The organism is Mycoplana ramosa (assembly GCF_041930185.1).
In the GTDB taxonomy this organism is placed as follows: domain Bacteria; phylum Pseudomonadota; class Alphaproteobacteria; order Rhizobiales; family Rhizobiaceae; genus Mycoplana; species Mycoplana ramosa.
The window spans coordinates 361,147-383,566 of sequence record NZ_JBHEEW010000002.1; the positions used below are offsets into that span (position 1 = coordinate 361,147).

The following is a 22,420-nucleotide window of genomic DNA, read 5'->3' on the forward strand; positions in this document are numbered from 1 at the left end:
CCGAACCGGCGTCGTCAGTTCGAGTTCAAAAGGATCTGCCGCAGCGCGACCGGATTGGTTGTCAGATATCGAACCGCCAGCCTGCGCGGTTCCAGAATGGTCCGGTATGCCCACTCCAGACCGACCTTCTGCATCCATTTCGGCGCACGACTGTTCTTGCCCGCGAGGAAATCGAACAGCCCGCCGGCCGTCTTGATCACGCCGACACCACGCAGCTTTTCGCGGTTGCGCGCGACAAACTGCTGTTCATGGGGAACGCCCATGCCGATCCAGAGAATATCCGGCTTCAGTCGGGCGATCTCGTCCACGACATCCGCCTCCTGCTGACCGGACAGGTACCCATGCGAAGCGCCGGCAAATTTCAGCTTGGGATACTTTTCGCGCATGTTTGCCACAGCGCGCTTGTTGATTTCGGCGGCGGCACCAAGGAAATAGAAGCTGAGACCTTGCTTTTCGGCGGCCTCGGCGACCACGTGCACCAGATCGGTGGTCGCGACGCGCTCGCTCAGCGCGTTGCGTGTCAGCATCCGCGACAGCAGCACCATCGGCATGCCGTCCGCGTGAATCTGGTCTGCGGTGAGCAAAAGCTCCCTGAATTCGGGATCACGCGACGCCAGGGCGATGACCTGGCCGTTGGCCGACGTCGAATAGTAGGGAAGCTGATCGCGACCCCTGGCCTTAAGGGCAATTCTGACGAACTCGTCCGCCGACTCCTGCATGCCGATGACCGTTATCGGAAGCCCGCCAAGCACGGTGGTCGCCCATGCGGGACCGCCCTCCGCTTCAGAGGGTTCATCGATCTGCACTGACATGGCGGAACGCTCAAGACACGCAATACTCATAGGAGCGCTATGCACTTTATAGGAGAAACATGTCAAACCGGGATTGGTTTCGTCGTTAAAAAACTGCAGCATTAACAAGGACGTCGGAAATTTTTATGAAAACTTTAACAATCCTCAATTGCGGCTTGCCCGAGAGCAAAAGCCGGTTCACTCGCGTTGAACCGCATCGAGCCGTTCGATGATGGTCTGCCAGAGCATCTCCATCTCATGCGCGAAATCGAGTGCGCCCGGCTGGTGCTCGAACGCCCGGGCGACTTCGCTCGCCATGGCTTGCGCATTCGCATCGGTCGCGGTCAGTCGGATGTTCCCGTTAGCGATTAGGGTCTTGAACAGACGATGATCGAACAGTGACGCTGCGTCCTGCGGAGCATTCGTCACCACGCACCTGCCGGCCAGGGCGGCCGCCAGCACGCTGCCGCGCCGTGATGTCAGCCCTTCGATGAATTTGTAGCAAACGACATCGAGTTCGCGCAGTGCCGCGAAAACATGACTATCTTCGGCGATGTAGCCGGTGACCAGCACTCGGTCTTCCAGACCATGTGCCCTCACCTGCGCATGAAATTCTTCCTCGACGTTGTCGGTCGCCTTGATGAAGGACCCGATGAACGCGACGGCGACATCCTGCCCCAACTTGCGAAGTTCGGCCGCGATCGACAGCAGTTCGGCGCAGTTCTTCTTCGGATAGATGGAGCCGAACTGGCCAATGATCTTCCGCCCATCCTGTCGCAGCGCGCGAATCGCGCGGGCGGCCGGGACGTCGGGCCGGAGCGGCGACGGCAGGAGATTCGGCGGGATTGGGATCAGCGCGCTTTTCTTGGAGCGGCTGGCCGCGTGGCTTCCAGACCATTCGTCGCGGATCTCGGGCGCCGAAAACAGGATCGCATCGGCCAGCTTGACGACCGGAAGGAGAACAAGCCGCCGCTTCCAATCGAGGCTCGCCCACTCGTGAAGAACCACGGTCAGCCGCTTGCGCCTGATCTTCGCGAGCAGCGCCACGATCACGGGTTCGACAAGCCGCTTCTTCCAGGCGACGATCGGAAAGTTCAAAACGACGCCGTCGCTTTTGTTGAGGGCATCATTCAGGCGTCGTGGATCGCCCGTCATGGCGAGCGTATCGGCCCGTGCCCCCAGACGCGCTGCCAGGTGCCGGGTAAACGCCTCGACGCCGCACAGGTTGGCGGCGTCGGACGTCAGGACGAGATAGCGCTCCACAGGCACCGGTTCCTGCACGCCGGCGACATCCGTGCGGCTTGGGCGGTTCGCGGCGTCCATCAGGCGAGCCTCTCCTTGAGCCGCTGCAAGAAAACAAGCGCTTCGCCGCGCAGCGAAAGGACGTTCAACAGCAGCGCGGATCCGGCGTAGGATGCGATGCCGACAAAAATGCTGACGATCAGGGTCGGCAGCGAGCCCTCGGGGCCGAGACGCAGGCAGATCGTCGTGGCCAGCGCCATCACCGCGGTCGCAGCTCCGCTCCGCATGAAATCCGACAGTTTGAAGAAAAGGCGCTGCGCCTTGAAGGACAAGGCGTAGCCGATCACCATGCCGAACATCTCCGCAATGACGAGCGCCCAGGCCGCCCCCTGAAGGCCATAGCGCGGAACCAGCGCAAACATCGCGCCCGCATTGACCGCGAGCATGGCCAATGCCTGGACCAGCATCAGGACCGGCTTTTGCCCGAGATGGAAACTCGCATGGATGTATTGCTGCGTGAACGCCTGGAAGAGCCAGGAAAAGGCGAGGATCGGGATCAGTTGCTTTCCGGCCTCGCGGAACTCGGGCCCCAGCATGAGATCCGAAAGCGGGCCCGAGACCAGCGCAAGGCCGACGACGGCTGGCAGCAGGACCGCGACGAGAAGCTCAGCACTTCGTTCCAGATGGCGGTGGGTGGCCTCCGGTCCCGTTTCGGCGAGCAGGCGTGCGGCTACCGGTATGATGGCAGATCCGATTGCAATTGCGGGAAACAGGATGATCTGGCGCACCAGATCTGCCGCCGCGCCGTAAGCTCCCGCCCCCGCGTCTCCAAGATAGGCGAGAATGATCAGCCGGTCGAACAAGGCGTGCAGGGCGAACACGCTGCCAGACAGCGTCATCGGTATCCCGAAACGGGCGAGCTTGCGGAGAATTTGCCGGTCAAAGCCCCTCAGAGGCCTACGCCAGACCTTCGGCGCAAAGACAAGCGCGGCCAGCCCATATCCGAGGCAGATGCCGATCAGCAGGCCTTCGCCTTCGTAGCCGGCCAGCACGAGCGCCATGGAAAAGGCGAAGGACGTGGCGGCGCGCACGATGAGAGCGCCGGCATAGGCACCAGGGGTTTGCCGGGACCGGAAGATATCCTGTCCGAACTCGAAGAACCCAAGGCAGAAGGCGACCAGCACCGCGAACGCGCCTTGCCAGACAGGAATGCCCGAGACCCAGGCGACGATGGCCGCGACCACGGGACTGACGAGCATCAGCCCGAGATAGCAGACCAGCGCGGTGCCGCGCATGTCCGATTCCCGCGTCCCCTGATTGAAACGGATGATCGACAATCGGATCCAGGAAAAGAGCACGGCGGCGATGACGCCCGCAAGGCTCATCGTCACCACATAGAGACCATACGCGGCCGGGCTCAAAAGATGCGTGAAAACAGCGATGGAGGCGAAGCCGAACAAGGCCGAGACCGCGTGGGCGGCAAGATAGGTCGATGCCTGGCGAAGCATGGCCTAGCCTCCCGTCACGGCCTGGATGGCCTGCATCATCGGCTTGGGCTCGAAGGTGTCGGTCAGCGGCAGCGGTCGGTTGGGTTTGCCGTCCCCTCGCTTGTACCAGATCGGCACCCAGGTGTAGCGGTCCGTCAATCCCCAGGTCAGGATTGCCGTTGGCTGCGTGACCGACAGGATGGCACCCAGTAGATCCTGAACCCGCCTTGCAACGATCGCGTCACGCTCGATGATCTCGGCGGGTAGCGTATCGTCGATGACGTCGAGTTCGGTGACCAGCACCTCGATGTCCATCGATTTCAGATCGGCGACGAGCTGCGACACGCCATCCGTGTCGATATCGAGATCTCCGGGCAAATGCGCCTGGAAGCCGACGGCATCGAGCGGCGTGCCGCGATCGCGCAACCGCCGGACGAGATCGAGCAGTGAAAGGCGACGCGCCCTCGCCTTCTCCGTCGCGGCCTCAAGACCATAGTCGTTGATGACCAGTTGGGCGCGCGGATCAACGGCGTGTGCCGTGCGAAGAGCGATGTCGACATATCGTTCGCCAAGAGCCGCGGCCCAGACCGAGTCCCGGAGGCCGACGCTTGCGCTTGAGTCGTCCGAAAGCGGCTCGTTGACGACATCCCAGCTCGGTATCTCGCCGCGATAGCGACCGACGACGGTTTCGATGTGGGTGGTCAGTTCCCGTTCCGCCTCGGCTGCACTGGTGATCGCGTTCGTCCATTCCGGCATGGCGGCATACCAGGCCAAGGTGTGGCCGCGCATTTTCATGCCGTTCTGGCGGGCAAAGGCCAGCAGGCGGTCGGGTTGATGGAAATCGAAGCTCGACCGGTCGGGCCGCAGATCGACCCATTTCAGGCCGCCTTCCCCGACGACGAGCTGGCAGTATTGCACCAGCGCCTGCCGGTAGGCCTCGTCGTCCTGCAAAGGACCGTCGCGCACCGCAGCACCAAAGGGTATCTTCGGCTGACCGGCCGCGGTCGCGCCATCGGTCGCACCGCGATGCAAAAGCGCCAGGGTGGCAGCCGCTGTCGCCGCGACGAATTCTCTTCTGCGCATGAAACACGTTCTCTCAGTTTGCGTTCGCCAGCGTCGCGCGTCGCCAAACCCCGCAGCGCTGACAGCACGTCTGATCCGCCGCGATGATAGCGGGCAGTTGTGATCGGAGGGTTAAAGGCCACCGTTAACCCGTCTTTCAGGTTGCAGCCCTAGTGTGCGCAGGATCCGGTCTGGCCGGCTCCCGCCCGCCCGAGGCATTACCCGTTTGCGCAAACAATCGCTGAAATTGCGGTAGAATTCGATGAACCAGCCCACTCCTGCCGCAGCGATCGAAGCGGTCGTCTGCATACCGACCTTCCGCCGGCCGGAATGGCTGCAAAGGACGCTTCTGTCCGTGCTGGCGCAGAAGACCGATTTTCCCTTCGCCGTCGTCGTCATCGACAATGACGGCGCCAATCCCGCAGGCGCTTCGGTCGCACGCCAACTGTTGAGCGAGCACGGCATCGCCCACGCGGTCGACGTGGAGAGCCAACAGGGGAACTGCCACGCGATCAATTCCGCATTCCGGCTTGCGCTCGACCGCTTTCCCGGCGCCCGTCACCTGCTGATGATCGACGACGACGAGACAGCGGCCGACGCATGGCTTCAGAACATGGTCGAGGCCGCCCGCACGAATGAGGCCGATATCGTCGGCGGCCCGGTCATCCGCACCTTCGAAACGGCGGCACCCGCGGCCATCCGCAATCACAGCCTGTTCGGCTCCATCGACGGCGCCAGTCGCGCCGTGCCGATGATTCACGGCTCGGGCAACTGCCTGATCCGCCGCCATGTCTTCGAGCGGATGCCCTTTCCCTTTTTCGATCTTCGCTTCAACTTCCTTGGCGGCGGCGACATGGAGTTCTTCACCCGTTGCCGCCTCGCCGGCTTTCGGTTCTGGTGGTGCGCCGAGGCCGTGATCCAGGAGACCGTCCCGGCGGACCGCGCCAATGCCAAATGGCTGATGACGCGCTCCATCCGGACCGGCAGCATCAATTGCGTTATCGATCGCCTGCATATGGGCGCGTTCGCAACACCGAAGGTGATCGCCAAGAACCTCGTCAGCCTCGGACTCGGCCTGGCGCGCTCGATGGTGATCCTGGCGCATACGGGCCAGGTGATACCGGCAACGCATCCCCTGCTCATGTCGGTCGGACGGATGGCACCGCTGCTCGGGCTCCTGCCCAAGCCGTATGAGGCAAAGAGCTAGCCGGTCCCGCGGCTGATCCGGATGACCGGCGATCCCGTTGCCTTCGACCCGCTGCTTATCGCCGGCCGGACAATGGCATAGACGGGCCGTGCGGCGGCCGGCGCGCCAGCCACCGGAGGCAACGGGCTGAAGGTCCCGTCTGCTTCGCTTTCGCCGACCGGCGCCAGCGTGGAACGTGCCTGCAAGCCGAGGCCAAAGACGCCGATCAGGATCGTGAACCAGATCGGTCCGGTGTTGACGTAGAAGGCGCTTTCGAGGCAGGCGAGGAAGATGCCGAACAACCAGATCCGCAGAAACAACCGGGTCAGGTGGATATCGTTGTCGCCTTCAAGGGCGGCGGCGGCATTGCGCATCGGCGCGCGCACCAGCCAGAGAAGCGTCAGGATCAGTCCGGGGACGCCGGCATTGATCAGGGCTTCGACGAAGCCATTGTGGGCGTTGGCCGCTGTCACGGCCCAGGTTTCCGACGCCGCCTGGCCGGTAAATAACGTGTCGGTCTGCCAGAACGACTGGAAGCCGTAGCCCAGAAGCGGCCGGTCCGCGATTGCCGAGATGGCCAGCCGCCAGATCGAGCTGCGGTCGGTGAAGGTGGCGTCGATGCCGAGGTTCTCCAGTGTGCCGCCAATCTGCTCGGACACGGCTGCGCCGATCAGGATCGTATTGGCAGCGATCAGCGTTCCCCATACCAGCAGCACGCGAAGGCTCCTGCAGCGCTCGAAGAGCCAGGCCACCAACAGGGTGAGCGGCACCATGATCGTGGACGTCTTGCCACCCGAAAACAGCACGAACAGCAAGGCGCCGGCCGCGAGAAACCAGCCAAGCCTCCTGGACCCGGTCGCGGCCAGATAGAGACCGAAGAACACCGACATCGCCATGGCGGCGGCGGTAATGTTCTTGTGGCTGTAGATGCCGCGCCAGTCGCCGGCGAGCGAGCTCTCCAGACCATCGGTCGCCTGATGGATCGCCCGCACCGGCATCGCCGCGACACCGAAATACGACAGCAGCACTACCACGCACACGATTGCGGCGATCACCACGTTGAACTGGGTCTGGTTGCGCGGCAAGAGCAGGACGGCGTTGGCGCAGAAGATCACGATCCCGGCGAAGATCACACGGCGCAAGGCTGATCCCGGATCGTCTCCGAGAACCGCGGTCAGCAGAAACCAGAACAACAGGACCGAAAGCAGAGCCCTCTGCTGAAACAGCAGCCCCCAAGCGCCACGCATCCACAGGCCGGCCAGGAGGGCACCGAACATGGCAAGGACGACAATCTGGTTGACGACGTTGGACGTCCCGCCCCAAGGCGTGTCCGACGTCAACCCGGACATGTCCGGCAGCGGAGAAAGCGTGATCCAGAAGTAACCCGTGACCGCAAACAGGAGAAAGGTGAGGCGCCTGTCGCCGACGGCGGACGCGGCGGGAACGCTGCTCATGCCACTTTGGCCCGGAACGGTCTTCTCCACCACCGTTCACCGAAGACTTCACGCAGGAAGCCCAGCAGCAGCGCGACGAACGCACCGGCGATAGCACCCGCAACCAGGCCACCAGCCAGGACCACCGCGCTTCGCGGCGGGAAGCTGCGGGACACCGGCGGCAGCGGCTGGCTGACCACGCGCACGTTGGTCGCGTCGATCTGCTGCCGTTGGGCGGCCTCGCTCGCGCGGGTCATGAAGGCCTCGTACACGGAGGCCTTGGCTTGCGCTTCGCGTTCGAGCTGCCGCAGTTGGACCTGTGCGGCGGTATCGGTAAAAACCGAGCCCTTGGCGGCATCCGCCTCCTTCGTCAGACGATCGACCGCATTCTGCGCCTCTTCCAGTTCGGCGCGGGCCAACTGCACGAGCCGCCGGGTCTCGGACTGAATCTGCGCCTCGAGCGCCTTGGCCTTGGGCTGGAGGGCGATCAGCTCGGGATGGCGGGGACCAAGCACCGCCGACTGCGAGGTGATCTGCTGCCGGATCAACGAATATTGCGTGCGCAGGGCCGTCATGGTGTCCGATTGCAGGCTCGCGGCATTCAGCCGGCTTTCCTCCGATTCGGACGTGAGTTCCTTGTAGCGGGACTGCGCCCGGATAAGACGCTCCCTTGCATCGACCATCTGCGCATTGACCTGGTTGGCCGTGATCGAGCTCGCCAGTTCACCGGCGCTCGATCGCAGGCCGTTGCTGCGCTTGAATTCCTCGACCTTCTCTTCGGCCTTCCGCACGTCGTCCTTGAGCGTCTCGAGACGCGAGGTCAAGGCGCCGGCGGCGCGCCCGGCACCTTCCGCCTGTGCACTGACGAGTTCGTCCTGGAAGGACGCGATCAGCTTGTCGAGAATCTCGACAGACTTTTCCGGCTGGCGGCTCCAGGCGCTAAGGCTCACCAGGAACGACCGGGTGTCGCGGCTGGCTGTCACCCGCTTCTCAAGCGCACCCAACGCATCCCGCAGCGGGTTCTTGCTGCCCGGGCCGACGAACTCCGGATCATTGACGAGATCCAGGTCCTTGACCACCCGCGCCAGGACATTGCCCGAGGTCAGCAGCCGCAGCTTGCTTTCAACGGCGAGCAACTGCGAATCCCTCTGGAGACTTTGAACGAAAATGTCGTCCGCGACCAGGTTGAGATCGGTGGGCTCCACCAAAAGTTCCGCGCTGGAGCTGTAGCGCGGTGGCACGGTCAGGATGAACGCCGCTCCCAAAAGGACGCCGAACACGGCCGCGGCGATGATCACAAGCTTGTAAGACAACAGCCAACGGAAGGCATTGCCAATCGTAACAATGTCGAGCCATGCGGCAACGGCGGTCCCGTTCGCAGCGACCGCGGTTCGCGCCACCACTGCCTCGGTGGCTGCCTCCTGTCCGTCTGAATGGAAGGTTTCATCCTGGCCCGGGTCCGACGCACGCCAGTCCCCCGCGCGCGTGCTCACGCGCACGGTCGGTGGCAATGGGCCCGTTACCGCTGCGGCACGGGCGGCGATCCTGATCTTCGGACCGCGGTTGTTACTGCTGGCGGTATACATGGGCCTGCTGCGTTGCGCCGTTTGGCTGTAGCGTCCAGAAGAACAAAACAGGCTTAACAATTGGTTACTGTCGCCGCGGCTCTATGGCGACGGTACGGTTCGGCGGGCCTTGCAGTTCGATATGGCAGGCGGCTCAGGCAGACCGGTCCGCCCGGCCACCTTCCCGATTCAAGGATCTTGCCGGATTTCCCGCGCCAGAGCCTGAAGTTTCTGGAAAGCCTCGTATCGCCGCGCATGCGCCGCTGCGATCTCGCCATCGGCGGGCGCGTATGTCCGATCTGTCCTCGAAAGCCTTGCCATCGCCGATCCGACATCCGGGAACGAACCCGACGCGACACTTCCGAGGATGGCCGCGCCCAGCAGCACCGGTTCTTCCGATTGCGTGGCGAGCACCGGCTTTCCGGTGGCATCGGCAAGGAGCTGGCGAACAAGATCGAACTGGCCCGCGCCTCCGCTGATCACGACCTTGTCGACCGGTGCGCCGGACGAAGCCTGAACGTCGATGATCTGGCGCAGTCCATATCCGATGCCGCACAATCCGGCGATGTAAAGCGAGACGAGATTGTCGATGTCGCGCTCCATGCCGAGCCCCGCGACGACGGCCCGGGCATTCGGATCGGCAAAGGGCGCGCGGTTGCCAAGAAACTCCGGAACGACGTGCAGGTCGTCCGCCAGCCTGACCGCGGCAGAGAGGGACCCCGCCTTCTGCGTGGCCATGTCCGTCAGCAGGACGGGGAGCGACGACCCGCGGCTCTTCGCCACCTCGGTTGCCTCGCCCGCCGCCGGGTGGAAAGACAGCAGCTGCTCGATCGCAGCACCGGCAGCCGACTGGCCGCCCTCATTGAGCCACATTCCCGGGACCATCGCCGAATAGTACGGCCCCCACACGCCCGGCACGAACACCGGCGCCTTGGTGGACGTCATCGTGCAGGACGACGTGCCAAAGACGTAACCGAGATTGCTTTCCGGCGTGCCGTCTACACCGACGGTGCCGATCCCGCCTGCATGGGCGTCGATCATCCCCGCGCCGACCGGCGTGCCGGCCGGCAGCCCGAGTTCCTCGGCGGCGCGCTCCGTCAGGCCGTTTCCGACCGGAGTGCCCGGTTCGACGATGCGCTGGCCGATGCGCGCAAAGTCTTCCTCCGCGAGAACCCCGAGGCCGATCTGGTGGAAGTAGTTCGGATCCCAGCGCTTTTCGTGCGCCAGGTAGGTCCATTTGCACGTCACGGTGCAGGTGGAGCGCGCGAGGTCCCCGGTCGAACGCCAGGTCAGGAAGTCGGCAAGATCGAAGAACTGCCAGGCGGCGTCGAAGACCTGCGGACGATGCTCACGCAGCCAGAGAAGCTTCGGCGTCTCCATTTCGGGCGAGATGCGGCCGCCGACATAGCGTAGCACTTCGTGGCCCCTGGCGTTGATGCGCTCCGCCTGGTCGACCGCACGATGATCCATCCAGACGATGATATCGCGCTGCGGGTCTTCCGACGGCCCAACGGGCAGGGAAGCGCCGTTCTCGCCCAGAACGACCAGCGAACAGGTCGCGTCGAAGCCGAGGCCTGCCACCCTCTGCGGATCGATGCCCGCTGTTGCGACTGCTTCGCGCACGGCTGCGCAGACGGCCGACCAGATCTCCGTGCTCGACTGCTCGACAATGGACCCGGCTTCGCGAAAGAGCGTGATATCGCGCTTGCCCGACGCCAACATCCGGCCATCCAGATCGAAAACACCCGCTCGGGCGCTTCCGGTGCCGACATCGACGCCGATGAGATACCGTTCGCCGCCCGCCGGGCGTGCGGAGGAAGTGGTGGTCATGGTCTTACCGCCTGCAAACAGAGCATGGATTGGCTCAAGGCTGCAGCCTCGCGCCGGTTCACGTCACAGATCGACGCTGTTGGGCAGGATCACCAGGTCGCGGATCGTCACATTGCGCGGACGGGTCAGCATGAAGAGCACCGCGTCGGCCACTTCCTTCGGCTGCATGAGGCTGCCGTTGGCAAGCGCTTCGTCCATCTTCTCCTTCGGCCAGTCATCCAGCAGCGCGGTGACCACAGGGCCGGGCAAGACCGCGCCGACGCGCACACCGTGCGGGGCGAGCTGGCGGCGAGTGCTGTGCACGAAGGCCTGCACGGCGAACTTCGAGGCCGTGTAGATCGGTTCCCAGATGACCGGAACGACGCCGGCGATCGAGCTTGTGAAGAGGATATCGCCCGACTTCTGCTCGATCATGTGCGGCAGCACCGCATGAACCGAGCGGAAGGCCGCATTGATGTTGAGGTTGAGCATCCGGTCCCAGGCGTCGGGATCGCCCTCTGCGACCGGGCCGCCGATATAGGCGCCGGCGTTGGCGTGGAACACGTCGAGCTTGCCGGCAATGTCAAGGATGCGCGGCAGCATGCCGGAGACCTCGGCCGGCTTGAGCAGGTCGACGACGAGCGGCAGGGCGTTCGGGCCCAGCTCGCCGCAAAGCTGCTCCAGCTTATCCTTGGCGCGGTCGATGAGCACGACCTTGGCGCCTTCGCCCAGAAGCGTGCGGGCGCATTCGAGCCCGATGCCGGAGGCGGCGCCGGTTATGGCCGCAACTTTACCCTTCATGAGGTCTGCCATCTTGAAAACTCCATTCCGATCTGTTGGATCACGCGCGCCCGTGGCTGACGCGCGAGCGCCGGGCCAGCGAGTCGACGATGACCGCGATTGCGAGCACGCCGCCGGTGATCATGTAGCGAAGCGACGAGCTGAGGTTCAGGAGCGTCAGGCCGTTCGAGATCGCCTGAATGACGATGATGCCGAGCAAGGCCGAATAGGCGCTCCCGCGTCCGCCGAAGAGACTGGTGCCGCCGATGACGGCTGCCGCGATCGCGTTTAGGTTGACGTCGCCGGTGCCGGCCTGCTGGCTGGACGAGGCAAGCCGCGAGGCCGAGAGGACGCCGCCGAGGGCTGCCAGCGTCGAGCAGAGCATGAAGGCGCTCATGTAGATCCGCTTCACGTTGATGCCCGAGCGGCGCGCCGCTTCCTTGTTGCCGCCGACGGCGAACATGGACCGGCCCCACTTGGTGCGCGTCAGCGCATAGTTGAGGATCACCGCGAGTGCCACGAACAGGGCGAACATCCACGGCACGCCGCGACCGAGATTGAGATAGTAGACGGCCAGCTCGAGCGCCACGGTCAGCACCACGGCCTTGAGGACCAGCGCGCGGAGCGGCTGGGCGGAAAGGTTCGCGGCCTGGCGCTGGCGCATGGTCCGCATGCCCTTGCCGATCATCACGAGCCCCGGCAGCAGCGCCAGCCCATGCGACAGCCAGTCCGGCATGATGAGGACCTGGCCGAAGCGGACTAGCGGGGAGGCATAGGGAAGGTTGATCGAGCCGGTTGCGCCGAGAATGTAGAGCTGCATGCCAAGGAGAGCGAGGAGGCCGGCAAGCGTCGCGATGAAGCTCGGCATTCCAAGGCGGTTGTAGAGGGTTGCGTAGAGCAGCCCGACTGCGGCGCCAGCCAGAAGCGCGACGATGATCGCTCCGGCGACCGGCCAGCCCATATTGACCCACAGCACGCCCACCATGGCGGAAGCAAGCCCGCTCATCGAACCGACCGAGAGGTCGATTTCGCCGAGCACCAGCACGCAGATGACCCCAAGCGAGATCACGCCGACGGTGGCGCAGTCGAACAGCAGGTTCACCAGATTGTTGGGCGCGAGGAAGACCGGGTTAAGGGTCGAGAAGACGACCGAGATGACGATGAGCCCGACGGCGACCGGGAGCATGCCGAGATCGCCGGAGCGGACGCGATCGATGAACCCGCGCGCCATGCCGAGGATGCCCTCGTCATGGCGCACGCGTTCATCGCTGCGGTCCAGCTTCTGCTGGCCTTGGGAGAGGTTGCTCGAAGGATTCTGGCTCATGCGGCTCCCCCGCTTGTTTCATTGACGAGGCCGGCCTTGCGGTCGAGGCGACGGGAAACGGAATTGTCCGTGGCACCGGTAATGGCGGAGACAAGCTCCTGATTGGACGAATCCGGCGCAAAGACGCCGTTGTTCCGTCCCAAGCGCAGCACGACGATCCGGTCCGCCACCGCGCGCACGTCTTCCATGTTGTGGCTGATGATGATGACGCCGAGGCCGCGATCGCGGACGCGCTCGATCAGGTTCAGCACTTCGGCGGTCTGGGCCACGCCAAGCGCTGCCGTCGGCTCGTCGAGCATGATCACCTTGGGATCGAGCAGCAGCGAACGGGCGATCGCGACCGTCTGGCGCTGGCCACCGGACAGGGAGGCAATGGGTTCGCGGACAGATGGAATCCGGGCGGCCAGCTCGCGCAACAGCGTCCAGGCCCGTACTTCCATGGCAACCTCGTCCAGATGCCATGGCGACAGCTCGTGGCCGAGGAAGAGATTGGCGACGACATCGAGGTTTTCGCACAAAGCGAGATCCTGGAACACCGTCGCAATGCCCAGGTCGAGCGCCTTGGCCGGACTGTCGAGGGTCACGGCCTTTCCGCAGAATTCGATGGTCCCCTCGGACGGCTGGTGCACACCGGCGAGAACCTTGACGAGCGTCGATTTGCCGGCGCCGTTGTCGCCCACGAGCGCCACGACCTCGCCGGCGTTCACGTCGAGGTCGATGTCGGTCAGCGCGGAGACGGCGCCGAAATTCTTGGAAATGCCGCGAAGCCGCAGCACGGGCTCGCCCTTTGCCGGAATGCTTTGGATGTTAGCTGTCATGGCCTATGACCTCTCGACCGAAAGGGGCACCCGGCCGCAGGCCTGCGGCCGGGCACGTTAGTGGGCAGCGTCAGTTGATGATGCCAAGTTTGCGGCAACCTTCAACATACTCTCCGGTGCAAATTTCTTCCGGCTTGTTGATTCCCTTGTCGAAGATCTCGGCCTTGATGTTCTCGGCCGTGACGACCGCCGGCACGAACAGCTGTGAAGGCGTGTTGTAGAGCGTGTTCGGCGCGTCCGGCGTCTCGCCCTTCAGCAGCTTGACGGCGACATTGGCCGCTGCGGCCGCAACGATTTCGGACGGCTTCGAGATCGTGTTGTACTGGTCGCCGGAAATGATCAGCTGCAGAGCGGCGATCGTCGCGTCGTTGCCGGTCACCGGCGGGAGCGGCTTGACGCCGGCGGCCTTGAGGGCTGCGATGGCGCCGCCGCCCGTGCCGTCGTTGGCGGCGACGATGCCCTTGATCTGGTCCCCGAAGCGGGTGATCTGGCCGGCAGTCCATTCCTGGGCCTTGGGCGGCGCCCAGTCCGGCGTGTCGAACTCGGCGAGCGTCTTGTAGGGGGATGCATCCAGCGCGGAATCGATGCCGTCGCGGATCAGGCCGGCGGCCGCATCGGTCGGCGAGCCGTTGATCTGAAGCACACCCGCGCCATCCGGAACGCCGGAAGCCTTCAGGTGATCGACGAGCGATTGCGCGATCGCGCGACCGATGCCTTCATTGTCGAAGGAGACATAATAGTCCGCCGGCTTGTCCGGAATCGGACGGTCATAGGCGATGACCTTGACGTCCTGGGACTGGGCGATCTCGACCAGCGCTGCGGCTGCCGCTGAATCGACCGGATCGAGGACGATGACCTTGGCGCCCTGGGCGATCACGGAATTGAACTGCTGCTGCTGGAGCGATACGTCCGCATTGGCATTCTGATAGATGACCGTGCAGTCCGGGCAAAGCTTTTCCATCTCCGCCTTGAAACCGGGATAGTCGTGCTGCTCATAGCGGGTCGAAGCCTGGTCCGGCATGAGGAAGGCAACGGTTGCTGCTTCCTGCGCCATCGCGGCGCCGCCGAGGGACACGGCCAGACCGGTCGTGGCAAGCAAGTAAGTGAGCGTCTTCATATGTTTCCTCCACAAATGAATTGGGCCGGCGAGCTCAAGCCTTGGGAGGAGGTCCAGACTTCGGATCGCACCCGCCACGCGCCCTCACGGCACGCGTAATCGTTCGTTGCAGCCTTGCTGCCGCGTCGATCTCAGCGGTTCCGGATCCAACTCCTCCCTGAGTCAGCTGTCGCTTTGCTAGGGCACTTCATCGATTGAGCTTGCTTGCTCAATCGATGAAGCAGAATTGCCACTTATGAACATTGATGTCAAGGTGACCGAAAGGGGAGACGATATTCGTGAAGCGTGGAACGCAGACCAAGAGGACGACAATCTACGATCTGGCGGAGTTGGCCGGAACGTCGGCAAGCGCCGTCAGTGCCGTCCTGAACGGCAACTGGAAGAAGCGTCGCATCAGCAGCCAGCTTGCGGAAAGGATCACCCGGCTTGCCGAGGAGCAGGGCTATGCGCTGAACATGCAGGCGAGCGTGCTGCGCCGCGACCGCTCGAAGATCATCGGGATGATCGTGCCGAAATACGACAACCGCTATTTCGGCTCCATCGTGGAGCAATTCGAGGCCATGGCCCGCGAAAGGGGGCTGTTTCCCATCGTGACCTGCACGCGCCGCGACCCGGCTCTTGAGGTGGAGGCGGCGCGCGCCATGCTTTCCCATCGCGTCGACTGCCTGATCGCGACCGGTGCGACCGATCCGGATCGGATCGTCGAGTTGTGCGCGGCGGCCGGCGTTCGCACCGTGAACCTCGACCTGCCGGGATCACGTGCCCCCTCCGTGATTTCCGACAACTTCGGCGGCGCCCTCGAACTGACGCGACGCGTTTTGGCAAACTGCAAGAAGGAGTATGGGGAAATGACGCCGCTCCTGTTCATCGGCGGACGGGGAACGGACCATAACACATCGGAGCGCATCAGGGGTTTTCGCGCCGCCCATGCCGAGGCGGGCGTGGTCGTCGATGAATCGCTGGTCCTGGCCTGCGGCTACGCTCCCGAAAAGGCCGAGACCGCCATGCGGCAGCTGGCGGAAAAGACCGGGACCTTGCCGCGGGGCATGTTCGTCAACTCGACGATTTCGCTTGAAGGCGTCATGCGCTGGATCCGCCGTTCGGGCCACTATACCGATCGAATGCCGATGCTCGGCTGCTTCGACTGGGATCCTTTCGTCGCCATGCTCGGCGACCACATCGAAATGGTTCGGCAGGATGTCCCGGGAATGCTCGACGCGGTCTTCGAGATCATCGATTCCGGCAACTCGGACCTGAAAGTGGTGCAAATCCCGCCGGTCGTCGAAACGATCGGATGAGAGCGTCACGAAAAGACGCCCTTGGCGCTCTTGCGAGGGCCATTTGGATTGGGGTGGAACCTAGCCTCGAAACCACCCGTTTGTCCTGGCAGCGGGGAGGTGAGCGTTAATTTGCCGCCAACGCCGGAGGCAATCGCTTTTGCGATCGCAAGCCCGAGCCCGGAGCCGCTGGCGCGCGTATCGCCCCGCTCGAAGGGGCGGGTGAGACGGGCGAGCGTCTCCGGCGGGACCGCAGGGCCGGCATTGGTGACGACAAGCACGCCGTCTTCCGACAGGGCAACATGGATCGGATCGTCGTGCGCCCCATGTTTCAGGGCATTCTCGATCAGGTTTCGCGACAGGATGGCGAAGGCATCCGGGTCCATCCTCGACAGGACCGGGCCCGGCGGGAGGCCCAGTTCGATGCGATCGGCGGTCCCCTTTGCCATCTCTTTCGCGACCATCCGCAGAACCGGCGCAATGTCGGCCGCCTGCTCCAGCCGAAGACGCCCGCCCTCCGCCCTTGCCAGGTGCATCAGCTTCTCCGATAGCCGCGCAAGTCTGCGCAAGGCCGTCTCGATCTGCGTTGCCCGATCGAGCGTCGCGGGATCCGTCGATTCGGAAATCAGTCTCTGTGTCTGCGCCAGCGCCGCAGCCACCGGCGTGCGCAATTCGTGGGCGGAGCTCGCGGTGAAGCTACGCTCGGCCTCGAGCACGCGCCGCAGCCGATCCAGCAGGCTGTTCAGCGCTTCCGCGACTGGCTCGATTTCTGAGGGCAGGTCCACGGCGGGCAGTGGGCTAAGATCGCCGCCGCCACGCTGTTCGATGCCGGTGCGAAACGCGCGAATGGGCGCCACCGAGACCCGTACGATGACCCAAACGCCCAAAAGGCTGAGCACCACGAGGGGACCGAAGGCCAGCATAAGCCCGATGAACGTCTGGTTCCCCACCGCCCGGCGATGCGCCAGCGGCTCGGCAACCGCAATCGTCACCGTCCCCTGCAACGCGGCATCGAAATAAATGCGATGCGTCGGCGAATTGACAAACCCCATCCCGCTATAGGGCGGGAAGGTTGCATCGTCCGCGCCATGCGAGCGCAGTAGAACATTGCCCTTGTCGTCCCGCACGACGTAGGTGAAGTATTCGTCGTGAGTGCGAAGGGTGGCTATTTTCTGGCTGGTGACGCCGTCGTCTTCGCGACCGATTATGTCGAGCACGGCAAGGGGCAGGAGGCGCTGCGCCGTCTCCTCCAGGGCACTGTCGAACACCATGTCCAGCTCATGGCGCAGGTTGCGGATCGTGACCAGCGCCGTCGCAAGCCACAGCAAGGCCATGCCGATTCCCAGCCAGAGGGAAAGGCGCCATTGCAGGCTGCGGGGTGCCCTCATGGAGCCGTCCCGAGGCGATAGCCCACACCGCGCACCGTATCGATGGCGCCGTGGCCGAGCTTCTTGCGCAACCGGCTGACATGCACTTCAATGGTATTGCTGTCCACGTCGGTGCTGAAGGAATAGAGGCGCTCTTCCAATTGCGCCTTCGACATCAGTTGTCCCGGTCGCTGCAGGAAAGCCTCGTAGAGAACCCACTCTCGGGCCGTCAAGGCAATGTCCTTGCCGTTCCGCCTGATCGATCGGGACGCCAGATCGATCTGCAGGTCGCCGATCTCGATCAAGGGATTGGGATTGCCGGCATAGCGGCGCGCAACCGCCTTGAGGCGGGCAGAGAGTTCCGACAGATCGAAGGGCTTGATCAGGTAGTCGTCGGCGCCCGCGTCCAGCCCCTCGATGCGGTCGGAGACCTGATCAAGCGCACTCAGGATGATCACCGGCGTGGCATCCCCCCTGGCGCGGAGAGTGCGCAGGAAGCCGATACCGCGACCGTCCGGCAGCATCAGGTCGAGCAGAACGAGGTCGTAGGCGGCGTTGTTGGCATAGTCGGCGGCAATGTCCAGCCGCTTGACCCAGTCGACGCAATGGCCGTCGGCATTGATCTGGTCGCGCACCGCCGCTCCCAGAATAGTATCGTCTTCGATCAGCAAGATCCGCATCGGACAGTTCCATTCGACTTTGCCGACTTTCACTACAGCGCGAAACTGACGGCCCGCTTAAGCTGAAAATCGGTCAACTTCAGCTGCCGGTAAGGATGTGGCCTCAAAACAAGGTCATGACAAGCCCCGATGCGGAGTACGATCATGAAGAAAACCATTCTGTTTGCGGCCATTGTCCTCTGCGGACTGGGCGCCGGCGCCGTGATGGCGGATGATGACGACGATAACGACTGCAACGTGCCGATGACCAACTGGCAGCCCCGCGAGGCGGTGCAGAAAATGGCGGAAGGCCGCGGCTGGACCATTCAAAAGATCAAGACCGATGACGGCTGCTACAAGATCCGGGCGCAGGACAAGGATGGCCGGAACCTGCGGGCAAAGGTCAATCCCGGTACGCTCGACGTTGTGAGCATGAAATATGCCGACGACCGCGATCGAAAGGAGCGTCGCGAACACGAGGACGACCACGAAGGCGAAGGCGAACGCAACCGCAACAACACGACCAGTTCGGGGACCGCGACACCCCCCAACAACGGGCTTTTCGGCAGCGGCACCCCGCCAAAGGTCCAGGTCCAGTAACGCCCGTCAGCCAGGCCAGGAAATTGAACGCCCCGCCCAGTTGTGTGGGGCGTTTTGCTTTCGATCGGCGGAAAGCTTACGGCAAGCTGAAGCAGATTTTCACCAAGCTTCAGCGGGTGGTCAGTCCGCAGCCGCAATCTCCGGGCCATAGCAACCAATGGAGATACCCATGCTGAAGTCGCTGATCGCCGGTCTGGTCCTCACCACCGCACTGACCCTGCCCGGGCTGGCCCTGGCCCGGCCCGTCACCTTGACGACGACGCTCAACAATTACGGCGGAGACGGGGCCTACCTGACGCTCTACGTCACCGACGCGGCCGGTGCCTACAAGGGGACCCTGTGGATGGCGGGCGGCAAGTCCAAGTACTACAGCCACCTCAGCGACTGGGCCCGCCTTTCAGGCGGAGACACCGCCGAGATCAGCGGCATTACCGGCGCGAGCGTCGGGGCCGGCCGAACGCTGAAGATTACCCTGGACCTCGCCGACGCCCTGTTCGACGCCGGCTATGAATTGCACATCGATGCGGCAGTGGAGGACATGCGCGACAGCCCGTCCGACGTCGTCGTGCCCCTGACCTCCGGCGGCGCCGATCAGGCCGTATCGGGGCGCCGCTATGTCGGCTCCTTCACCTACAGCATGTAACGCGAGCAACGAGGATCAATCCCATGCTGCGCCAGTTGCACAAGTTTTCCGGCCTTCTCGCCGCTCTCCTCGTCAGCGTCCTCGCGGTCAGCGGCGCAATGTTGTCGCTATACCCGGCCATGGACCGCGCCAGAGCGATCAGCGTTGCCGAAGGCCAAGTCACCATCGCGGAGCTGGCGGGACGGATCGCGGCGACCCACCAGGGCGTTGAAGAGATCGAGCGCACCCCATCGGGCACGATCATTGTCCATCATCTCGAAAATGGCCGCCCGGCATCGGTTGTCGTCGATCCCGTCACCGGGCAGTCCCTCGGCCCCTATGAGCGATCATCGCTCGAACGCTGGACGAAGAACCTGCACCGTTCGCTCTTTCTCGGCGATGGCGGACGGATCGCTGCGGCCCTGGGTGCTGCGGCCATGCTTCTGCTGACCGTGACGGGGCTGCAGATGACGGCGCGCCGCATGGGCGGCTGGCGTCATTTCTTCGCCCGTGCGCGAGGCAGCCGTTCCCAGCGCCTGCATGTCGAGACGGGCCGGCTGGCGGCCGCCGGGCTTCTGCTGTCCGCCCTCACCGCGCTCTATATGTCGGCAGCAACATTTGGGCTCGTCCCCAGCAAGGGTGCGCCGCCCCTCGAGGCTCCCATCGAAGTCAGCGGCGGCCCGCACCTGCCGGTGGAGCAGAACCAGGCGCTTCAGCGGTTCGACTTGTCGGAGTTGCGCAACCTGACCTTCCCCGATGCGGCTGACCCGAAAAGCGCCATGGAACTCAAGACGATCGGTGGCGCAGGCTTGATCGATCCGACGACCGGCGAGATGGTGGCGTGGCAGGATCAGCCGCTGCCGCAGCGGATCTACGGCTTCATTAGGATGCTGCACACCGGACAAGGCCTGTGGTGGCTGGGGCTGATCCTCGGCATGACCGCGCTCAGTGTTCCGCTTTTCAGTGCAACGGGCGCCATCGTCTGGTGGTCCGGTCGGCGCGGACGTCCGCAGATTGCCGCCAACGCCGCCGCTGCGTCCGCCGATACGATCATTCTGGTCGGCAGCGAGGGCGGGAGCACCTGGGGGTTTGCCGCGACGCTGCACAAGGCGTTGGCGGACGCCGGGCACACGGTGCATACCGGCCCGATGGACAAGCTGGCACAATCCTATCCAACCTGCCGGCGAATGTTCATCCTTGCCGCCACATACGGCAACGGCGAAGCGCCCGCCAACGCCCGCTCGTTTCTCCAGCGGCTCGAAACGATCGCCCCACCGCCCGCCTATCCGGTGGCCGTGCTCGGCTTCGGGGATCGACAGTTTCCGAAATTCAGCCAGTTCTCCCGCGATGTGGAGGCGGCACTCGCCCGCAACGGCTGGCGCTTCCTGATCCCGGCAGAGACGATCAACCGGCAGTGCCCACAGGAGTTTGCCCGCTGGGGACAAGCACTGTCGGCGGCCCTTGGCAAGACGCTCGTGCTCGACCACCGGCCGGCGACGCCGCGCACGCTTCCGCTGACACTGGTTTCGCGCCGCGACTATGGCGCGGAGGTCCAGGCGCCGACCGCCGTCCTGCGTTTCGCGCCGGCAAAGCGGAGCCTGCTTGAGCGCCTGTTCGGACGCGGACGCCCGAGCTTCAACGCCGGCGATCTCCTCGGCATCGTCCCGCCCGGCAGCGCACTGCCGCGCTACTATTCGCTTGCCTCGTCGTCGCGCGACGGTTTTCTGGAGATCTGCGTGCGCAAGCATCCCGGCGGCTTGTGCTCCGGCTACCTTCACGACCTGCGGCCGGGGGACACCATCGCAGCCTTCATCAAGCCCAACCCGGCTTTCCGACCTGGGCGCGGCAAGGCGCCCGTCATCCTCATCGGCGCCGGCACCGGGGTCGGGCCACTCGCGGGCACGATCCGCGCCAACAGCGATGCCAGGCCGATGCATCTCTATTTCGGCGGGCGCGATCCGCGGTCGGATTTCCTCTACAAGCACGAGATCGAAAAGTGGCTCGACGAAAGCCGGCTGACGAGCCTGCGGGCGACCTTCTCGCGCGTGCCAGGCGGCAGCTACGTGCAGGACCGCCTTCGCGAGGACGCCGGCCGCCTCCGTGCGCTGATCACCGGCGGCGCGCAGATCATGGTGTGCGGCGGACGCGAGATGGCGGCAGGCGTCATGGCCGCACTCACCGATATTCTGGCCCCGGCCAACCTCGATCCGATCGCCCTGAAAGCCCAGGGGAGGTATGTCGAAGATGTCTACTGATTTGATCCGCCACGCGCTGAACGGCGCCACCATGGGAACACGGTGGTCGGCGCTTGTCTACGCGCCGCCCGCGACCGCCATCGACGCGCTCAAGGCGGCATTGAGCCGATCCGTCGACCGCGTCGACCTGCAGATGTCCACCTGGAAGCCGGAGAGCGACCTGATGCGCTTCAATGCGGCACCACCCGACACCTGGGTTTCCCTGCCCGCCGAGCTGATGCAGGTGCTGGAGCGAGGGCTGGAGATCGGCCGCGCCTCGGGCGGAGCCTTCGACATCGGCGTCGGCGCCATGGTCAACGCCTGGGGCTTCGGGCCGGAGCGCTCCGGGCCCGACACGGAACTGGTCCGGCAGTCGCTTCGGGTGCGGCTGCCGCCAACCCATGACGTCGTGGAGCTGGATCGGCCGGGAGGCCGGGCCCGCAGCCACGCCCCCGTCGCGCTCGATCTTTCCGGGATCGCCAAAGGGTTTGCCGTCGACGAAATGATGCGGACGATCGAGGCGTTCGACATCCCTGGCGCGCTGGTCAGCCTCGACGGCGAAGTGAAGGCGCGCGGCACCAGGGCCGGCGGCGCGCCATGGCTGGTGGCGGTGGAAAAGCCCGACTTTGCGATGCGCAGCCCGCTCGGCGTGATTGCGCTTTGCAACCAGGCCGTCGCCACCTCGGGCGATTATCGCCACTGGGTCGATATCGGCGGAAGGCGACTGTCTCACACCATGGACCGGACGCGCGGGGGGCCGGCCGACAATGGAACCGCATCCGTCTCCGTCGTAGCCGAAAGCTGCATGGATGCCGACGCCTGGGCAACGGCGTTCATGGTCCTGGGACCGGCGGAAGGAGAAGCGCTTGCACGCAAACAAGGCCTCGACGCGCTGTTCGTGCAACGGCGCGGCGGCGAGCTTGCCCGGACACGGGTCGGAGACGTCTTCCGAGCCGACCAGCCCCGTGCGGCGGGACTCGCAACCATGCCGGCAATCTGACATAAGAGCGGGTGCCAAGGGGCCATCACGAGTCGGCTGGAACTGAT

The 22,420-nt window shown here is 64.4% G+C and carries 19 protein-coding genes; 6 read left to right on the forward strand and 13 right to left on the reverse strand.

The window, feature by feature from the left end:
* Positions 1–14 precede the first annotated feature (14 nt).
* From JNC62_RS04195 to JNC62_RS04210, 4 genes are all read right to left on the reverse strand, one after another.
* A complete protein-coding gene (locus JNC62_RS04195; protein WP_374836344.1) occupies positions 15–914 on the reverse strand; it encodes a WecB/TagA/CpsF family glycosyltransferase in 900 nt (299 codons plus the stop codon).
* Between the two features lie 75 nt (positions 915–989).
* Entirely contained in the window at positions 990–2,114 is a 1,125-nt protein-coding gene (locus JNC62_RS04200) for a glycosyltransferase (protein ID WP_374836245.1), read from the reverse strand.
* Entirely contained in the window at positions 2,114–3,541 is a 1,428-nt protein-coding gene (locus tag JNC62_RS04205) for a lipopolysaccharide biosynthesis protein (RefSeq protein WP_374836247.1), read from the reverse strand. Before JNC62_RS04205 ends, JNC62_RS04200 begins: the two co-directional genes overlap by 1 nt.
* Positions 3,542–3,544: 3 nt before the next feature.
* The gene (locus tag JNC62_RS04210) at positions 3,545–4,603 is read right to left on the reverse strand and encodes an endo-1,4-beta-xylanase (protein WP_374836248.1); all 1,059 of its coding nucleotides are present in this window, start codon (positions 4,601–4,603) and stop codon (positions 3,545–3,547) included.
* A 241-nt stretch (positions 4,604–4,844) separates the two neighbouring features.
* Between JNC62_RS04210 and JNC62_RS04215 the strand changes: the two genes are divergently transcribed.
* Positions 4,845–5,789, forward strand: coding sequence for a glycosyltransferase family 2 protein (locus JNC62_RS04215; RefSeq protein ID WP_374836250.1), 945 nt, complete (start codon positions 4,845–4,847; stop codon positions 5,787–5,789).
* Here the strand turns inward: JNC62_RS04215 and JNC62_RS04220 are convergent.
* From JNC62_RS04220 to JNC62_RS04250, 7 genes are all read right to left on the reverse strand, one after another.
* A complete protein-coding gene (locus JNC62_RS04220; protein WP_374836252.1) occupies positions 5,786–7,222 on the reverse strand; it encodes an O-antigen ligase family protein in 1,437 nt (478 codons plus the stop codon). The two genes, JNC62_RS04215 and JNC62_RS04220, sit on opposite strands and share 4 nt — an antisense overlap.
* A complete protein-coding gene (locus JNC62_RS04225) occupies positions 7,219–8,847 on the reverse strand; it encodes a GumC family protein (RefSeq protein ID WP_374836254.1) in 1,629 nt (542 codons plus the stop codon). Before JNC62_RS04225 ends, JNC62_RS04220 begins: the two co-directional genes overlap by 4 nt.
* A 108-nt stretch (positions 8,848–8,955) precedes the next feature.
* Entirely contained in the window at positions 8,956–10,596 is a 1,641-nt protein-coding gene (locus tag JNC62_RS04230) for an FGGY-family carbohydrate kinase (protein ID WP_374836255.1), read from the reverse strand.
* Between the two features lie 63 nt (positions 10,597–10,659).
* Positions 10,660–11,388 (reverse strand): SDR family oxidoreductase, encoded by a 729-nt coding sequence (locus tag JNC62_RS04235; protein WP_374836256.1) that lies wholly within the window; start codon positions 11,386–11,388, stop codon positions 10,660–10,662.
* A gap of 28 nt (positions 11,389–11,416) precedes the next feature.
* Positions 11,417–12,679 (reverse strand): sugar ABC transporter permease, encoded by a 1,263-nt coding sequence (locus tag JNC62_RS04240; RefSeq protein WP_374836258.1) that lies wholly within the window; start codon positions 12,677–12,679, stop codon positions 11,417–11,419.
* Entirely contained in the window at positions 12,676–13,497 is an 822-nt protein-coding gene (locus JNC62_RS04245) for an ATP-binding cassette domain-containing protein (protein ID WP_374836260.1), read from the reverse strand. Before JNC62_RS04245 ends, JNC62_RS04240 begins: the two co-directional genes overlap by 4 nt.
* A 70-nt stretch (positions 13,498–13,567) precedes the next feature.
* Complete coding sequence (locus JNC62_RS04250; RefSeq protein WP_374836262.1) at positions 13,568–14,614, reverse strand: ABC transporter substrate-binding protein; 1,047 nt, start codon at positions 14,612–14,614, stop codon at positions 13,568–13,570.
* A gap of 278 nt (positions 14,615–14,892) precedes the next feature.
* On the opposite strand from JNC62_RS04250, the gene JNC62_RS04255 reads away from it, so the two are divergent.
* Positions 14,893–15,912, forward strand: coding sequence for a LacI family DNA-binding transcriptional regulator (locus tag JNC62_RS04255; RefSeq protein WP_374836264.1), 1,020 nt, complete (start codon positions 14,893–14,895; stop codon positions 15,910–15,912).
* Positions 15,913–15,917: 5 nt separating this feature from the next.
* Here the strand turns inward: JNC62_RS04255 and JNC62_RS04260 are convergent, their stop codons facing one another.
* Both JNC62_RS04260 and JNC62_RS04265 read right to left on the reverse strand, forming a co-directional pair.
* On the reverse strand, positions 15,918–17,279 hold the full coding sequence (locus JNC62_RS04260; RefSeq protein ID WP_374836266.1) for a sensor histidine kinase: 1,362 nt from the start codon (positions 17,277–17,279) through the stop codon (positions 15,918–15,920).
* The gene (locus tag JNC62_RS04265; protein WP_374836268.1) at positions 17,276–17,938 is read right to left on the reverse strand and encodes a response regulator transcription factor; all 663 of its coding nucleotides are present in this window, start codon (positions 17,936–17,938) and stop codon (positions 17,276–17,278) included. The genes JNC62_RS04260 and JNC62_RS04265 overlap by 4 nt, the downstream gene beginning before the upstream one ends.
* 144 nt (positions 17,939–18,082) lie before the next feature.
* On the opposite strand from JNC62_RS04265, the gene JNC62_RS04270 reads away from it, so the two are divergent.
* From JNC62_RS04270 to JNC62_RS04285, 4 genes are all read left to right on the forward strand, one after another.
* Entirely contained in the window at positions 18,083–18,517 is a 435-nt protein-coding gene (locus JNC62_RS04270; protein ID WP_374836270.1) for a PepSY domain-containing protein, read from the forward strand.
* Positions 18,518–18,689: 172 nt separating this feature from the next.
* Positions 18,690–19,160 carry a DUF2271 domain-containing protein gene (locus JNC62_RS04275; RefSeq protein ID WP_374836346.1) on the forward strand — a complete coding sequence of 157 codons (471 nt, stop codon included), beginning with the start codon at positions 18,690–18,692 and terminating at the stop codon, positions 19,158–19,160.
* 23 nt (positions 19,161–19,183) lie between these two features.
* Entirely contained in the window at positions 19,184–21,394 is a 2,211-nt protein-coding gene (locus tag JNC62_RS04280; RefSeq protein WP_374836272.1) for a PepSY domain-containing protein, read from the forward strand.
* Positions 21,375–22,373 (forward strand): FAD:protein FMN transferase, encoded by a 999-nt coding sequence (locus JNC62_RS04285; protein ID WP_374836274.1) that lies wholly within the window; start codon positions 21,375–21,377, stop codon positions 22,371–22,373. Before JNC62_RS04280 ends, JNC62_RS04285 begins: the two co-directional genes overlap by 20 nt.
* The last annotated feature ends 47 nt before the right edge of the window (positions 22,374–22,420 follow it).

Bases quoted from the DNA above. Each gene is read 5' to 3' on its own strand.
- JNC62_RS04195 (WP_374836344.1), bottom strand. From the start codon at position 914: ATGCTGCAGTTTTTTAACGACGAAACCAATCCCGGTTTGACATGTTTC.
- JNC62_RS04200 (WP_374836245.1), bottom strand. From the start codon at position 2,114: ATGGACGCCGCGAACCGCCCAAGCCGCACGGATGTCGCCGGCGTGCAG.
- JNC62_RS04205 (WP_374836247.1), bottom strand. From the start codon at position 3,541: ATGCTTCGCCAGGCATCGACCTATCTTGCCGCCCACGCGGTCTCGGCC.
- JNC62_RS04210 (WP_374836248.1), bottom strand. From the start codon at position 4,603: ATGCGCAGAAGAGAATTCGTCGCGGCGACAGCGGCTGCCACCCTGGCG.
- JNC62_RS04215 (WP_374836250.1), top strand. From the start codon at position 4,845: ATGAACCAGCCCACTCCTGCCGCAGCGATCGAAGCGGTCGTCTGCATA.
- JNC62_RS04220 (WP_374836252.1), bottom strand. From the start codon at position 7,222: ATGAGCAGCGTTCCCGCCGCGTCCGCCGTCGGCGACAGGCGCCTCACC.
- JNC62_RS04230 (WP_374836255.1), bottom strand. From the start codon at position 10,596: ATGACCACCACTTCCTCCGCACGCCCGGCGGGCGGCGAACGGTATCTC.
- JNC62_RS04235 (WP_374836256.1), bottom strand. From the start codon at position 11,388: ATGGCAGACCTCATGAAGGGTAAAGTTGCGGCCATAACCGGCGCCGCC.
- JNC62_RS04240 (WP_374836258.1), bottom strand. From the start codon at position 12,679: ATGAGCCAGAATCCTTCGAGCAACCTCTCCCAAGGCCAGCAGAAGCTG.
- JNC62_RS04245 (WP_374836260.1), bottom strand. From the start codon at position 13,497: ATGACAGCTAACATCCAAAGCATTCCGGCAAAGGGCGAGCCCGTGCTG.
- JNC62_RS04250 (WP_374836262.1), bottom strand. From the start codon at position 14,614: ATGAAGACGCTCACTTACTTGCTTGCCACGACCGGTCTGGCCGTGTCC.
- JNC62_RS04260 (WP_374836266.1), bottom strand. From the start codon at position 17,279: ATGAGGGCACCCCGCAGCCTGCAATGGCGCCTTTCCCTCTGGCTGGGA.
- JNC62_RS04265 (WP_374836268.1), bottom strand. From the start codon at position 17,938: ATGCGGATCTTGCTGATCGAAGACGATACTATTCTGGGAGCGGCGGTG.
- JNC62_RS04270 (WP_374836270.1), top strand. From the start codon at position 18,083: ATGAAGAAAACCATTCTGTTTGCGGCCATTGTCCTCTGCGGACTGGGC.
- JNC62_RS04280 (WP_374836272.1), top strand. From the start codon at position 19,184: ATGCTGCGCCAGTTGCACAAGTTTTCCGGCCTTCTCGCCGCTCTCCTC.
- JNC62_RS04285 (WP_374836274.1), top strand. From the start codon at position 21,375: ATGTCGAAGATGTCTACTGATTTGATCCGCCACGCGCTGAACGGCGCC.